Genomic DNA, 13,680 nt, shown 5'->3' on the forward strand with positions numbered 1-13,680 from the left:
ATGACCCAGCGCCAAGGCTCCTCCATTTCTCCAGTCACGGCTCTGTTGTTTCAGGGCGGTATTGGGGTGGTTGGAGCCTTAGCAATTTGGTTGTTTGATATCCCGCTATTGGGGGGTGACTTTAGCCTGGCTAAAGCGGTCGGCTTCGGCGCGGCCGGGGCTTTGGTCACTTACCTGCTGCTGTTGCAGCTTACGAAACTCACCTGGCTGTTTCCGGATAACCTGAGTGAACAGATGCAGGCTTTGTATGAGTTTGCAGCGAGTTATCGCTGGCCGGCGCTTGTGTTGTTGTCATTGCTGGCCGGGGTCGGGGAAGAGCTGTTGTTCCGAGGTGCCGTACAGGGCTGGTTATTGCAGAATACCGGGCCCTGGACCTCGGTGATAGCGGCGTCACTGTTGTTTGGTTTGGTGCACTACGTTTCTTTGACGTATTTCATCATGGCGACCGGATTGGGGTTGATCCTGGGGGCCGGCTATCAGCTCAGTGGCAGTCTGGCTATGGTGATGGTCTGGCATGCGATTTACGATATCCTGGCTCTGTATTTTCTGTTGAATTACCCTTCGTGGTTTGGCGTTCGCCGATAACCTCTTCCATTGCCTTCTGAAATTTGGAATTACGCGTGCTTGAAAGCTATTTGACCGGTTTGTTTGTGGGTGGAGGCCTTATTGTGGCTATCGGTGCCCAGAATGCTTACGTACTCAGCCAGTCTATTCGCCGCGAGCATCATTGGTGGTCGGCCGGGGTATGCATGATCGCGGACATTGTGCTGTTTACGCTGGGGATGTTTGGTGTCTCAGCGGCCTTGACCGCGATGCCGCAGGGGCTGGAGATTCTGCGTTGGTTGGGTGTGGTGTTTTTGGGTTGGCTGGCGGTTCAGGCCTTCATTCGAGTTGGCTGGGGGCGAGAGGCGCTGACCACAAAGCAGCAAGCGGAGCGCAGTTTGAACGGCGTATTGTTAACCACGCTGGCAGTGACGCTGCTGAATCCACAAGTGTACCTGGACACTTTGCTGTTGGTCCCTGCGGTGGGCGCCCAACAGTCGAGTACCCATGGGTTTCTGATAGGCGCGAGCAGTGCCTCTGTAATGTGGTTTGGTGGGCTGGCTTGGTTCGGCTCCGCAATGGCACCGATTTTGTCTCGCCCGAAAGTTTGGCGTGTTATTGATGGCTTGATCGGTTTGATGATGCTTGCCATTGCCATGCAGCTGGCGCTCGTCGGGCTGAAATAATTCAAACGGTTGTATGAAATTAGGTTGAGTCTTCGATTATCTTGCAGGAAGATAGCGCGCTTGCGAACGCTTGCTAGCTACTCAATTTGTCGAGGAACCCTATGAATTCAACAATTCGCCGCTGGTTTGCCAGTGCCAGCTCGATGCGCCACGTGATGAATACCTTTGCGCCGTATTTAGGGGCCGGTATCAAGGCCACCCATATTGCGGACGATTTCTCCACCGCCACGGTGGAAATGAAGCAGCGTTGGTACAACACCAACTATGTGGGAACCCACTTTGGTGGCTCGCTGTACAGCATGGTTGACCCTATGTACATGCTGCTGCTCATGCGCAAGTTGGGCAATGATTATGTGGTTTGGGACAAAGCGGCGAGCATTGAATTTGTCCGGCCGGGCAAAGGCCGTGTGACGGCGCATTTTGAACTGACCGAAGATAAACTCGAAGAAATTCGCCAGGCCACCGCAGGCGGTGATAAATACCTGCCTGAATGGACCCTCGATGTGGTCGATGAATCTGGTGAAATTGTCGCCAAAGTGAAGAAAGTTCTATACGTCCGCAAGAAGAAAGCCCGGGCCAAGAGCTGACCCGAGCGAACGTTGCTGCAGGTTGTCAGGCCGGCCCGGATTCTATCCGCTTCAGAAATTGGGCAATATCTTCAAACGCTTCTTCGGCCTGCGGTAACAGAGGGGTAAACATGTGCCAAACGTGCACCATGTTTTGCCAGGTATGCAGTTCCACGGGCGACCCCTCCGCTTTTGCTTTGGCGGCGTATCGCGCTGCGTTGTCCAACAGCATTTCCGTGGTGCTGGCGTGAATCAGGGTGGGTGGCAAGTTAGCAAGGTTGCCACGCAGCGGAGATGCCACGGGATTGGTCGGGGACAAGCGGAAGGCTGCAAGCGTGCCCCACCAGACCACCGGTAATGGGATTTTCGACAAGCCGCCGAACACCGGACCCAGCATCAAATCGGTTTGAATGTTGTTGCGATTGCTTGGCGCGGTCAGTGTCAGATCGGTGGATGGCGACAGGGCGATCGCCGCATCCGGCATGCGAATGCCGTTGTCCCGCAACCAGGCGATAAGTGACAGCGTGTGACTGCCGCCGGCAGAATCCCCGGCCACGACTACAAACTCGGCTTCCCCTTTTCCTTCGGGCCCATGGTCCAGTAGCCAGGTATACGCTTCCCGGCAATCGATAATGCCGTCTATGAAGCGGTGCTCGGGCATCAAACGGTAATCCACGGCAAAGACGGCAGCATTGGCGAGCCGGGAGAACCGGTTGGTCACCGCTCGGTGGCTCTTTGGGCTGCCCGCTGTCCAGGCGCCGCCATGAATGTAGAGTACCCGCCGTTTCGGGTCTGCTCCGGGAGCAATCACCCATTCTCCTTTCGGGTGCAGACAAGGCTGGACCTCGGACTCGATGACGGCATCCTCCCCCAAACTGTCCAGATGTTTGCGCAATGCCATGAGCCTGGCCTTGCCTTTCAGCCCTTTGGACGCGCGCCCCATTTCTTTGATGCGCGAGATGACTTCGTCATGGGAGGGATGTGGGGAAACTTCGTTGGTTGCCCATTTGTGTCCGTCCAGGTGAGACAGGTCATGAACCCGGAACAGCACAAAGGTGGCAACAATGAGCAGTGCAACGATGGCGAGCAAGATCCAAAGCATGGTTGTTCCTTTTGAGTGCCACGTTTAAGTGTGCGTATTATGCTGGCGTTATGTCGTTATGATGGCAACTATTTCAGAGTGAACGAAGATTGCCATTGGCTCAACTGCCTGGGGGAGGTGGGTATGCCCAAGGTGTTTTTTGGTGTTGAGATTGCTCCACACATCAAACAGCGCTTGCTGAAGATTCAAACGCCGTTGCGGTCTGCGCGTTGGCAGAGTTATGAGCAGCTCCATCTGACGTTGGTGTTTTTGGGAAATGTCGCAGATGATGCGGTACCCGGCTTGATTGACGCGGCAACCTCTGTAGTGGAGTCATCATTTGAATTAACGGTCAGAGGGTTGGGGTGTTTTGGCTCACCAGAGCGACCGAAGATTTTCTGGGCGGGCGTGGCGCCGGAATCACCGGTGGTTAATCTGCATCGGCAATTGCGGGATAAGTTGCAAACAGAGGGTAGCAGTGTCGAGCATCGTCATTTCCGGCCGCACATTACGTTAAGCCGATTTGGGCGCGACGCGGGCTCGGTTAAGGAGTTCATTGAGACGCGCGGAGAGGAAGAATTCGGCACTATGTCCGTTTCGGAATTTGTGCTGTATGACAGTAACCAAGGACCAAATGGTTCGGTATACACTGTTTTGCAGCGTTTCCCTTTGATGTAACGAGGGCTCGGGACGGCCGAGCCCTCTGACTGGGTTTTAGTGGCCGTAAATCCGCATGGTGGTGTTCTCAACGACCAGGTTGTCGAGCATTACGGAGCCGATCGAGGTTCCGCCAACCAGAACATCTCCAATCGACATATCTGCCGCAAAGGTGTTCAGATCAATCGCCAATGCATCTTGAGTGGGGTCGGCCAAACGAGTGGATTTGTAGATATCCATGTCGATGTTGGCACCCAGAGTCAAAACGCTGGGATTCGCTGCTGACCCATCAAGCTTGGTGCCCATGTAGTCCGCGCCGGTCATTTTCAAATCGCGGATGCCAAGTGCCAGAAAATCAACATCGACATCCAGATCTGAAATGCCGACCTGTGTTTTCAGGTTAAGTGTGTCGGTCGCCGTATCGATATGGAGGCCGACCTTGGTGAACGCACCCACCATGCTGAAGTTGCTTGCCAGCAGGGTAGAATCGGTGGCGCCTTGCAGTGACCAGTTGCCGGTACTAACGCCAAAATCGATCGGGGCGGCGGTGATGGGCCAGATGTTAATGATGGCATCGCCGTCTGCAGCAACGTCGATATCGATCTTGATGTTGTCGATCAGATCGTTAGCTCCGCCAAACAGCACGTCGCGGAAATCGGTGATTTCCTCAAACAGGTCGGTACGGTTTGCACCACCGATCTTGATGTCTTTAATGGAGAAGGAGCCTTCATCGGTGTAGATGAACTCGTCGATGGAGAGTTTGGTTTCCAGCTCAATTGTGACACCGGCCTGGCCGGTTACATTGCTCATGTGAGCGTCTTCAAGTGGCTTTAGGTCAGCGTGGGCGGCGAACGGAAGCCCGGCGACAGCCAGCACCAACGCGGTTTTTTTCAGGCTTTTCATATCAGTATCCCTTGTTATTTATTTTTTTGTCGTGCTTGTGGGGCACAAACGGTTTTGCCGTTTGTGCCCGATTCCCGGCATGGCCGGAACTTTCAGAACTTATTGCGGAGTCAGGTTCAGGTTGATGGTGTTACCCGGGCCAGACATGAACTTGTTCAGCAGGCTGGTCAGCAGGCCACAATTCTCCAGCGGTGGCAGGTCGTACACACCGGTTACGTTGCCGCCGGTTGCTGGCGAGAAGTTAGAGCCTTCAGGGCTGGTCAGCTGAATATCAACCGGGGTGCTGGTGCGGCACTGATCGCCACCACCGATGCGCACCGGCAGGCCAAAGAGTTTGATCGCCACCTTGGGCACTTTTACGTAAAGCGGGGAGTTGGCGGTCAGCTTGCCATCGACCAGAGAGCCGGTGGTTAGGCCAGCTTGTTCGAATTCGACGTTGGCTGCTGCATGCATCTTGCTCCACAGCACCTTGATGGTGAAGTTGCCAGACGTCGGGTCTACCTGTGTGTCGGCTTCAAACGTGCCAGAAGCGAGGTCAAGCAGCGTGGCGATAGTGCCGTTCAGTGGCAGGCTGCCACCGGTTGCGGCAATCAAGGTGGAGCCTTCCAGGCCCAGCAGTAGCTCGAGTTCTGCGCCGCCGGTCGGTTCTTCGAATGCTTCAACGGTCACAGGTACCGACACTTCTGCATTCTGTGTGTCGCTGGAACGGATAATCAGGGCAGCAGTGCTTACGCCTGCCGCGCCCGCGGTGTAGGCCACTTCGACCGCGCAGCTTGCTCCGGCCGCTACAGTGGTGCAGTTATTGGTTTGAGTAAAATCACTGGCATTGGTGCCCGTCAACGCGATGCTGTCGATCTGCAAAGCGGCGTTGCCGTTGTTGGCGACCGTGACTTGCTGTGATTTGCTGGTGCCAACCTGAACACGGCCCAGATCGATTGAGCCCGGAGTAACCGCAATTTCAGGTGTCGGGGCCAACGTGCCTTTGCCAGATAGTGCAACCTCGATGCTCGGCTTATCAGCGTCGGTAGACTCGATGGTGAGGGTGGCGTTTCGCGTACCGTCGGTGCTCGGAGCAAAGGTAACGTTGACGCTACAGGAAGCATTCGGAGCCAGTGACGAGCCGCAATCGCTGGTTTGGGTGAACAGCTCTGCGTCGGGGCCGCTGATAGTGATGTTGTTGATGCCCAGAGCGGCACTTCCGGTACTGAGGATCGAAACCGACTGTTGGGCGCTCAAGCCGGCCTGCACGGAACCAAACGCCAGCTCTTGAGCATCGACGCTGATGCGCGGAGTTTCGACAACTTCACCTGCAACGGTGACGGTTTGCAGAAGATTGTTCTGATCAGGCAGTTGCACGCAATCGGTGGTGATCTCGCCGATGGGCGCGGGCGCAATATCGCCGTTCGCGGTGCGAGCGATCAGGTCGAGTTTAAGGGCGCCAACGCGGATTTCGGCCTGGCCAATGTCATCCGTTGTGAACAGGATTTCGGGAGCCACACCGGAAGCAGGCACGTTGAACTCGCCACTTTCTGCTGGAATGGCTGTAGGCGGAATGGTCAGGGTAACAATTTGTTCTAATGTCCGGCCCGCTGTGATGACGTTGTTGGTGCTGGTTGCGATCCCTTCGACAGTTTCTGAGCCAACCAGTTTCAGGCCGGTGCGGGCATCATCGTTAACAACCGTGATTGCTGTAACTTCGAACTGGGGGGTAGGGTCGCCCACCGATGCCACGGCCGGAATGTCAGCGTTGATTTGTGCGCGAATGGGTTGCGTGCCAATCAGCGGAAACGGGCATTCAAAAGCGAGTTCCGTTGATACTTGTTCAGCGGCTGCGTTGCTCGCACCACCAGCCATCAGTGCAGCAGCGGCAACGGCGGGGCCGAGCTTGCGCACATTGGTATTGAGGTTACTGAGTTTCATTCATTCGTCCTCTGTCTTGCGTTCATTGTTGTCATTAGGGGCAGACATCACCGATGCGGGCGTTCGATCGGACTTGCTTGATTCCCTTGGTCATGGGCATCACACCCACGATTGCAGGATTATTAGACTGGGACGGGGCCGGTGCCGTCATTGCGAGTGGCGGCACCGTTTTTGTCTAAAGCGGAGAGCAGGGCGGTTATTTGTTTAAATCGTGAACGACATCATGGTGGGGATTGGGCGTGCTTACCTTTTTTTGTTTCTGGCTTGCCGGCGGACATCTCCTGGCGTTTTCCCAGACCAGGACCGGTACGCTTTGGTGAAACCAGCCTGATCGCTGAAGCCCAGCTTTTCGGAGATCGATTCGAGCGAAACGTTTGTGTCTTTTAGATAAAGAGTGGCGAAGCTTTCTCGAATTTCGTTCCGCAGCTCCCGGAAGGATGTGCCGGCGTTCGCAAGGTGCTGGCGGAGTGTGCGCGGACTCATATCGAGACGGCGGGCAAGGTTCTGTGTTGTGCAGGGGCGGCCGGGTTGGCTCATGATCAGTTCACGGACCTGTTGCACCGTTTCGTCTGATTCCAGCCGTTTCTGAGTCAGGGAATGGCGGGTTCGCGCCACCAAAAATTCAAGGCTGGCGTCGTCTTTCCTGGCCGGCGTCCCTTTTAAAGGGATCGTAACTTCATTGATGTCGGCGTTAAAGACAAACTCGCAGTTGGGTGCAAGTAACGTCCAGTTGTCTTGAGACAGGTTACTGGGAAAATCAAAGCGGAAGGTAAAATGGCTGCATACCTGGCAGGAGACGCGATAAATGCTGCCCATGTAGATTTTGGTCAGGCAGGCTTTCAGGTCGCCTACGCCCCAGGTATCGATCAGCTTCAAGCGAAAGGTTGATCCTGTTGAAGCCAGTTCCATGTCCATCAGCGGAAGACCGACCCGCAGATACTGGACGATCATACTGACCAGGCGTCTGGGGTTTTCTTGCTCCAGCATGGCGAATCCCAGCAGCCCGTGGCACGGCAAATCCAGTTGTTTTCCGAATTCAAAGGCGGCTCGTTCATCGGCCATCAGCCAATCGGCCTGGCGCAGAAGCTCTAGCACTTGTGTCATGGACAAGCTGGCGTCTGGGTTATTGAGCAATTCGTCAGTGATGCCGGTTTTGGTCAGAATGGTATGGCGTTTTACGCCGCGCTTTTCCATAAACTGAACAAAACGGCGTGCATAACGTGCCGAAATGATCGGCACCTCTAATGCAAGGGGCGTCGACATATCCATATGAGTGTCTCTTAGGGTATTCGTCATTGAACAGCGCTTGTTATTATCCAGCCTTCGGGGGCTGTTTTTTTCGCCAGTATAGGCAGCTGTTTCGCGAAGCATTGTGGTGACAAGTCACAATCTGGCGGCATGGCCGAATATGACAAAAGGAAATTTCGGAAACGTGGAAGAGTTGAATGTCTTCAGTCATTGAGGTGTTTGGGTGAATAAAACCACCGTTACCTGTCCGGTTTGCCAGCAGACTGAATTGGTTCCGTTTCGAGAGATAGCGCAAAAACGCTATCTGCGTTGTCGCACCTGCAGCGCGACGGTCATGGCACCCGAGTGCCGGTTGTCGCCGGATGAAGAACGCGCGGTGTATCAGTTGCATGACAACGATCCAGAAGATTCTGGTTACCGGCGCTTCTTGTCGAAACTGGCAGAGCCCATGATGGCTGCCTTACCACAGGGTGCGGCTGGTTTGGACTTTGGTTGTGGCCCGGGGCCGGCGCTGGCAAGGATGTTTGAAGAAGCCGGCTACTCGGTGGCGCTCTATGATCTGTTTTTCTATCCCGAGCAGCGTGCGCTGGAGACCCGCTACGATTTCGTTACCTGCACTGAAGTGGTGGAGCACCTGTTCCATCCGGCCGAGGTGTTTGCCCAGTTTGATCGGTTGTTGAAGCCTGGTGGTGTGCTTGGCCTGATGACGTGTTTCCAGACTGACGATGACCGTTTTGACAACTGGCACTATCGGCGGGATCCGACCCACGTGGTGTTTTATCGGGAACAGACCTTTGAATGGTTAGCCTCGCATTTTGGCTGGCGATTGGAGATTCCTGCAAAAGATGTTGTGCTTCTGCATAAGCCCGTTTGATCCTGTTTGACTAGTTGTTCTTGACCGGGCAGGCCGGCAGTTTCGGGCACGTGAAGCCGTTCACTGGTGATGGGGTGTCTGATTGGAGGTCTTCTACCTGAAAGCGCTCAGTCGCCAGATTAGCTGCGCAGGCCATGGCCTGATTCGATTGTTCTGTGCAACCTGCGGCTGAAAGCGCGTAAGCCAGATTGTTCCAGCCTTCAGCGAACCGGGGAAACCGCTCGGTTGCGCGGTGCAGATGGTCGGCGGCGGCCTTGAAACGTTTTTGGCTGTAGGCCAGATTGCCCAAGGCCAAAAGCGGAGCCGGCTCGTTTATCCAACGGCGCTCGGCGGTGCGGTAGGCGGTTTCGGCTGCCAATGTGTGGCCAGTGGTTTCCAAATCATGGGCTGCCCGCAGCCAGGTAAGAAGCTCTGCCGTTGCCGGCAATTGATCCGGCGGCAGAATCACTCTTGCCCAGCGGTCAGCCCGGTCCCAGGTGTTGTGGAACACTTTGTAAGGTTGCCGGTTATGCTTGCGGGTATCGGTATTGAGAATCAGGGTTTTGTTCGGATGGTCGTAACCGACAACCACCGCAAAGTGCCATTGTGGCCACCAGCTGAATCCGAGGTTTTGCATGACCAGAACAGGATTCCCCGCTGACACTTCGGTAAGTAGCGCTTCGATGTCGGGCTTTAGTGGGTAAACCACCATGTTGTGTGAGCGTGCGCCGGCCACCATTTCGACCTGCAAAGAGCCTTCCCGGCCGGGGAGGTAGACCAATTCCTTGAGAATTTCGGGGTCTGTATTGAGCCCCTGGCTGTTCAGCATGGTGGCCAAAGACGCCGGGCCGCACTGGTACTTCTCCTGAGAATAAAACGGAACATCCACCAACAGTTGCTGACTGTGAAGGTCCGTTTGGTTGGTTGTGGGCGGTTCGGGCCAAGGCGGAACGGTTGAACAACCGGCCAGCAGAAGCAGCCCCAGTAGGGCTGCCGGTCTGCTGCATCGCGAGATGATTGCTTGATAAGTGGTGGGGATTAGCGAATGCAATTGATAAAAGAGAACAGGTTAGTTGCACACAGCATGTCGGTGATAATGAACACCAACAGGAAGAGTACGATGATCCCGACCACGCCTTCGCCGGTGGGAGCCTCGGCCAATTGCTGTTCAAAATCGGCCAATTCGGCGGGGGTCAGATTCTGGATGCGCTCCGCCACCTGATCTTCGCTGACACCCAGTTCGGCAAGCTTGTCTTTAACGTCTTGCTGCTCCAGCATGTCCAGTAGTTGCTGACGATCCAGATTGACCTGTTGTTGCTGGATCAACTCACCCGTTCCCACCATGCCCGCATGGGCGGAAACCGAAAATGTCGTGGCAAATGCCATCAGAATGGCCATCACAAGCGAAAACTGCTTGGCATAGCGTCGAATGCCGATCATTGCAGACTCCTTTCTCGTTTGTTGAGTTAACTTAACCCTAGAACGCCTGAACCTTTCGTTCAACATACAAAACTGTCATGGATGTTTCATTGATTATCAGAAAGTCGAAAGGCCGGTGGCTTCCATAAAGCGGTATTGCCAGTATTTCAGGCGGGAATCGTCTGCCCATTCGGCATAGGGCAAGCTGAGTGGTAAGTGGCTTGGGTGCTCGCGTTGCCATTGTTCATCAAAGAACGCTGCGGCTTTTGTGGCCACAGGGTGGTCGTTGGCTGTTTTCAGCCAGACATTGGATTCAAGGTTGAGGTCGTCCAGATTTCGTCGGGTGAAGTTGGCGGAACCCAGCAGCAATTCCTGGCTTCCTTGCCCGGGCGAGTATATGAGTAACTTGCTGTGGCATTGCTCGCCTTGTGTGTTGCACCACCTCACGGGAATGCCGGCCTGGTAAAGTTCGTGGCCAACGGGGCGATTCGGTATGCCATTCTTTTCATGCCCGAAGGCGTCTTTGTTAGCATCCAGCAGCAGACGGAGGCGCACACCGCGTTGTTGTGCAGCTTTCAGTGCCTCGATGATCGGCCGGTGCGAGAAATAGAACATGGCGATGTCGATGGCTTCACCTTGGCGGCTGCGCTTGATCATATCCAATGCCTGATCGCGAATGGCGGACTCGGTGAGTACTTTTATGATTCCTTCTTTTTCTGGCTGCGCCTGAGGAGTAGTCGCTAATTCATTCAGCCAACGGTCAAGCGTTTGTGTGCTGGCACCGGACATGTGAGCGACTGCTCGCTCGCTTTCAATGACGTCTTTTACTGCGGGGCCGCTGAACGTTAGCCCGATGTTGCTGTGTCGGCTACTGCCATCGTGGGGATTGGCCGAGGAAACCAGCGCACTGAACTGATCACCTGCGTCCGCGACCAAAATCTTACGATGGTTGGCTTTGAAATTCGGTAGCGCAAGATAGCTGCGCAGCGTGGTTTTCTCGTTGCCGAGCGCGTTTGGCAGCCAGCCGCCGTCAGGGTTGTTCCCGAGCCATTGGCAGCACACTCGCCAGAGGGCTGACCAGGTCGGATTGCTATCCCGAAGTGGCTCGAGTCTGGTGATAATGACTTCAATGCCGGCTTCTTTAAGCGCGTCAAATTCCGGGGAGCGGTTTCCGCCATAGAAGGTGTTTAGAGGGTCCGAAATCACCACGATGTCGATGTCTGGGGTGGCATGCTTTTTTTCGATCAGCGCGTCCGTCAGTTGCTGGGCGAGAGGGCGCAGTTCCGAGTCTTCCGAGCCTGTGCTGTTATAAAGGAACATATCAATCAGGATGAAATGTTCGGCTTGAGCAATCAGCCCCAGAGCCTCGTCAAAGATTTCGTGGTCCAGTTTTGTTTCGCCGCTTGGAAAGTGCCGAGTGGTATCGGTTAACAGGCGAGGGGACATGAGCGGGGCCGGATTTCCTGTAAATCGGATGCCTTCGGGAAGGGGTTTGTAAGAATGCCACACCCCCATGCCGATGAATGCAAACAATAAGAGGCTGGCTACTAACTTCATCGTCATATTTATTTCGATCCCTCGAATTGGCCCGGGCAGGAGCCCCTTACTCGCGTTGCTGATTGATCACCCATTCGGAGAAGAGTTCCAGCAGTTGGGTGGCATGGGGCGCAGGTTTTACAAGGTTCAGAAGTGACTGTGTTTCCAGCCCTTCTTTTTCCAGTTCCGGTTGCTGAACCTTCAGATAGCTTCGCATCACGTCATCCGAAAATTCGGGGTGGAACTGAACGCCCCAGGCATTTTTTCCTACCCGAAAGGCTTGATGTGGCTCGAATTCCGTTGCACTGAGCAACACTGCTCCGGGAGGAAGTTCCAGAACCGACTGCTTATGGGTTAATTGCGCAAAAAATTGTTGCGGCAGATGTCGAAAGAGGGGGTCAGCCTGAGCGTTTTTGAACAGAGTAACGCTGTGAGTGCCGGTTTCACGTCCCTTCGGGTGGTAGCCGACCTTGCCGCCCAGAGCGTGGGCGAGTAGCTGGTGGCCGTAGCACACACCGAAGGTCGGGATGTTTGCCTGTACGGCATTTTTTACCCAATCTGCGGCTTGCTCGCTCCAAGGCTCACGGTCGCTCACCATGGCTGGAGAACCAGTGATCACCACCCCGTGCCAATCCCCGGGCTGGCCGGGAGGGGGCGCCTGCGTAACATCTGCGATGGTAAGGGCCAGTTGGCTGGACAGTTTGCTCACAAACCAGTCATCAAAATCCCCAAACTGATCTTTGATTTGAGGGTAGGTTGTGCCTGTTTTAAGAATCACGACACGAGGTTTCATACCCTCAACCGTACCAGCCATACTGCACCTCATCGGATACTGAAGCGTTGCGCCGATTATTCCTGCGGCAATTCTGCGTTATGGAAAACGTTCTGAACATCGTCGAGATCGTTCAGCATGTCCATAAACTTCTCGAACATCGGGATGTCGTCGCCTTCCACCGGCGTGGTGGTTTTTGGCAAGAACTGGATTTCGTCTACATCGAACTCAATGCCTTCGAAGGCATCTTCCAAGGCTTGCTTGGCTTTGGCGTATTCGGTGTTCGGGGTGAATACGGTGATGGTGTCGTTTTCATTTTCGATGTCGGCAACATCCACATCGGCTTCCATCAAGGCTTCAAGAACAGCTTCTTCGTCCTGACCTTTGAATACAAAGATGGCGCAGTGGTCGAACATATGAGCAACAGCGCCAGGGGTGCCGATTTTGCATTTGGTTTTGGTGAAGGCCAGACGAACATCACCGAAGGTACGGTTCGGGTTATCGGTCAGGCAGTCAACGATAACCATGCAGTTGCCCGGGCCATAACCTTCGTAACGCGCGGTGGAGTAATCTTCGCCCGCGCCACCTTTGGCTTTATCAATGGCTTTTTCGATAACGTGGGTGGGAACCTGATCTTTCTTCGCGCGTTCAATCAGGCCTCGTAGAGACAGGTTGGCCTGAGGATCAACGCCGCCAGACTTGGCCGACATGTAGATTTCCCGACCGTATTTGCTATAAACCTTGGTTTTTGCCGCAGCCGTTTTGGCCATGGACTCTTTGCGATTCTGATAGGCTCTGCCCATATTTCTGTGCCCCTTGCTTGCTATAAAGAGCGTGATTTTACTGAACCTGACGACAATACAACAGCATTGTTACGCCAGTTCGGGAACTCGTCGGATGCCACGTCGCAGCCCGAGCTCCAATGAGGAACGAATCAGTTTGCCGGAAAAAGGAACAATATCTTCGAAGCTGATGGTGTACCGAAGGCGTGTTTTACCGTCGCTGGTGTCGTCGAAGTGAATGCGGCCTAAGTGATTTTTGATCGGGCCGGCACTGGTGATGGTGTACTCGATCAGTGAGTAGGGTTCAAATTCGAGGACGGTTTCTTCCAGACTTAAAGGTCCCACTCCAACTTTACGGACCGACCCTGCGCCGTTTGGGTCGGCTTGGTCGCTGTCTTTGATACGTTTAACCGGAGCACCGATCATTTTCCCAAAGCGGTGGTGGTCTGCAAACAGCGCAAACACTTTCTTGCGCGGCACGTTAAAGGTTTCATCGATCTCTATTGTGTAAACAGCCATTTTGCTTCTCTTGTTCTTTGATGTTGGCCCAAGAGTAACGGTTCACAGTGTTTAACAAAAGGTGCCCGGTGGGCCGATCGCGCGGTTGGTCTTGAGGGGCACTCTCGTTATAATCCAACGTGCTCAGGACGAGCAGGATCAAAATCACACACTTCAGGGACTGAAGTTATGCCCCAGGCAAGCGGATTGCAGTTC

At 54.5% G+C, this 13,680-nt stretch carries 15 protein-coding genes; 5 read left to right on the top strand and 10 right to left on the bottom strand.

The window, feature by feature from the left end; translation table 11 throughout:
• From JAO79_RS15945 to JAO79_RS15955, 3 genes are all read left to right on the top strand, one after another.
• Complete coding sequence (locus tag JAO79_RS15945; protein ID WP_199008225.1) at window positions 1–585, top strand: CPBP family intramembrane glutamic endopeptidase; 585 nt, start codon at window positions 1–3, stop codon at window positions 583–585.
• A 35-nt stretch (window positions 586–620) separates the two neighbouring features.
• Window positions 621–1,229, top strand: a complete 609-nt coding sequence (locus JAO79_RS15950) for a LysE/ArgO family amino acid transporter (RefSeq protein WP_199008226.1) — start codon at window positions 621–623, stop codon at window positions 1,227–1,229.
• Between the two features lie 101 nt (window positions 1,230–1,330).
• The gene (locus JAO79_RS15955) at window positions 1,331–1,816 is read left to right on the top strand and encodes a DUF4442 domain-containing protein (protein WP_199008227.1); all 486 of its coding nucleotides are present in this window, start codon (window positions 1,331–1,333) and stop codon (window positions 1,814–1,816) included.
• Window positions 1,817–1,841: 25 nt separating this feature from the next.
• On the opposite strand, the gene JAO79_RS15960 is transcribed toward JAO79_RS15955, so the two are convergent.
• A complete protein-coding gene (locus JAO79_RS15960; RefSeq protein WP_199008228.1) occupies window positions 1,842–2,897 on the bottom strand; it encodes an alpha/beta hydrolase in 1,056 nt (351 codons plus the stop codon).
• Between the two features lie 39 nt (window positions 2,898–2,936).
• On the opposite strand from JAO79_RS15960, the gene thpR reads away from it, so the two are divergent.
• Complete coding sequence (gene thpR, locus JAO79_RS15965; protein WP_227664748.1) at window positions 2,937–3,554, top strand: RNA 2',3'-cyclic phosphodiesterase; 618 nt, start codon at window positions 2,937–2,939, stop codon at window positions 3,552–3,554.
• A gap of 36 nt (window positions 3,555–3,590) precedes the next feature.
• Here the strand turns inward: thpR and JAO79_RS15970 are convergent, their stop codons facing one another.
• The 3 genes from JAO79_RS15970 to JAO79_RS15980 form a co-directional block, all read right to left on the bottom strand.
• Window positions 3,591–4,436 carry a DUF6160 family protein gene (locus JAO79_RS15970; RefSeq protein WP_199008229.1) on the bottom strand — a complete coding sequence of 282 codons (846 nt, stop codon included), beginning with the start codon at window positions 4,434–4,436 and terminating at the stop codon, window positions 3,591–3,593.
• 99 nt (window positions 4,437–4,535) lie between these two features.
• Window positions 4,536–6,356, bottom strand: a complete 1,821-nt coding sequence (locus tag JAO79_RS15975; protein WP_199008230.1) for a choice-of-anchor D domain-containing protein — start codon at window positions 6,354–6,356, stop codon at window positions 4,536–4,538.
• A gap of 243 nt (window positions 6,357–6,599) precedes the next feature.
• Window positions 6,600–7,625 (bottom strand): AraC family transcriptional regulator, encoded by a 1,026-nt coding sequence (locus JAO79_RS15980; RefSeq protein WP_199008231.1) that lies wholly within the window; start codon window positions 7,623–7,625, stop codon window positions 6,600–6,602.
• A 313-nt stretch (window positions 7,626–7,938) separates the two neighbouring features.
• Between JAO79_RS15980 and JAO79_RS15985 the strand changes: the two genes are divergently transcribed.
• Window positions 7,939–8,478, top strand: coding sequence for a class I SAM-dependent methyltransferase (locus JAO79_RS15985; RefSeq protein ID WP_199008239.1), 540 nt, complete (start codon window positions 7,939–7,941; stop codon window positions 8,476–8,478).
• Between the two features lie 10 nt (window positions 8,479–8,488).
• On the opposite strand, the gene JAO79_RS15990 is transcribed toward JAO79_RS15985, so the two are convergent.
• From JAO79_RS15990 to JAO79_RS16015, 6 genes are all read right to left on the bottom strand, one after another.
• Window positions 8,489–9,346: a PA2778 family cysteine peptidase gene (locus JAO79_RS15990; RefSeq protein WP_320158973.1), complete on the bottom strand. Its 858-nt coding sequence runs from the start codon at window positions 9,344–9,346 to the stop codon at window positions 8,489–8,491.
• Window positions 9,347–9,495: 149 nt separating this feature from the next.
• Window positions 9,496–9,897: a PA2779 family protein gene (locus JAO79_RS15995; protein WP_199008232.1), complete on the bottom strand. Its 402-nt coding sequence runs from the start codon at window positions 9,895–9,897 to the stop codon at window positions 9,496–9,498.
• A gap of 96 nt (window positions 9,898–9,993) precedes the next feature.
• A complete protein-coding gene (locus tag JAO79_RS16000) occupies window positions 9,994–11,439 on the bottom strand; it encodes a phospholipase D family protein (protein WP_199008233.1) in 1,446 nt (481 codons plus the stop codon).
• A gap of 40 nt (window positions 11,440–11,479) precedes the next feature.
• Entirely contained in the window at window positions 11,480–12,205 is a 726-nt protein-coding gene (locus tag JAO79_RS16005) for a glutamine amidotransferase (RefSeq protein WP_199008234.1), read from the bottom strand.
• A gap of 56 nt (window positions 12,206–12,261) precedes the next feature.
• Window positions 12,262–12,987: a YebC/PmpR family DNA-binding transcriptional regulator gene (locus JAO79_RS16010; protein WP_199008235.1), complete on the bottom strand. Its 726-nt coding sequence runs from the start codon at window positions 12,985–12,987 to the stop codon at window positions 12,262–12,264.
• Between the two features lie 69 nt (window positions 12,988–13,056).
• Window positions 13,057–13,485, bottom strand: coding sequence for an SRPBCC family protein (locus JAO79_RS16015; RefSeq protein ID WP_199008236.1), 429 nt, complete (start codon window positions 13,483–13,485; stop codon window positions 13,057–13,059).
• Window positions 13,486–13,680: the final 195 nt, after the last annotated feature.

The sequence above is a fragment of the Marinobacter litoralis genome, assembly GCF_016427555.1.
Lineage (GTDB): Bacteria > Pseudomonadota > Gammaproteobacteria > Pseudomonadales > Oleiphilaceae > Marinobacter > Marinobacter litoralis_A.

What these genes read in the sequence shown, in the direction of transcription:
- JAO79_RS15945 (WP_199008225.1), top strand. Translation starts at nt 1, where the DNA reads ATGACCCAGCGCCAAGGCTCCTCCATTTCTCCAGTCACGGCTCTGTTG.
- JAO79_RS15955 (WP_199008227.1), top strand. Translation starts at nt 1,331, where the DNA reads ATGAATTCAACAATTCGCCGCTGGTTTGCCAGTGCCAGCTCGATGCGC.
- JAO79_RS15960 (WP_199008228.1), bottom strand. Translation starts at nt 2,897, where the DNA reads ATGCTTTGGATCTTGCTCGCCATCGTTGCACTGCTCATTGTTGCCACC.
- thpR (WP_227664748.1), top strand. Translation starts at nt 2,937, where the DNA reads ATGCTGGCGTTATGTCGTTATGATGGCAACTATTTCAGAGTGAACGAA.
- JAO79_RS15970 (WP_199008229.1), bottom strand. Translation starts at nt 4,436, where the DNA reads ATGAAAAGCCTGAAAAAAACCGCGTTGGTGCTGGCTGTCGCCGGGCTT.
- JAO79_RS15975 (WP_199008230.1), bottom strand. Translation starts at nt 6,356, where the DNA reads ATGAAACTCAGTAACCTCAATACCAATGTGCGCAAGCTCGGCCCCGCC.
- JAO79_RS15980 (WP_199008231.1), bottom strand. Translation starts at nt 7,625, where the DNA reads ATGGATATGTCGACGCCCCTTGCATTAGAGGTGCCGATCATTTCGGCA.
- JAO79_RS15985 (WP_199008239.1), top strand. Translation starts at nt 7,939, where the DNA reads ATGGCACCCGAGTGCCGGTTGTCGCCGGATGAAGAACGCGCGGTGTAT.
- JAO79_RS15995 (WP_199008232.1), bottom strand. Translation starts at nt 9,897, where the DNA reads ATGATCGGCATTCGACGCTATGCCAAGCAGTTTTCGCTTGTGATGGCC.
- JAO79_RS16000 (WP_199008233.1), bottom strand. Translation starts at nt 11,439, where the DNA reads ATGACGATGAAGTTAGTAGCCAGCCTCTTATTGTTTGCATTCATCGGC.
- JAO79_RS16005 (WP_199008234.1), bottom strand. Translation starts at nt 12,205, where the DNA reads ATGAAACCTCGTGTCGTGATTCTTAAAACAGGCACAACCTACCCTCAA.
- JAO79_RS16010 (WP_199008235.1), bottom strand. Translation starts at nt 12,987, where the DNA reads ATGGGCAGAGCCTATCAGAATCGCAAAGAGTCCATGGCCAAAACGGCT.
- JAO79_RS16015 (WP_199008236.1), bottom strand. Translation starts at nt 13,485, where the DNA reads ATGGCTGTTTACACAATAGAGATCGATGAAACCTTTAACGTGCCGCGC.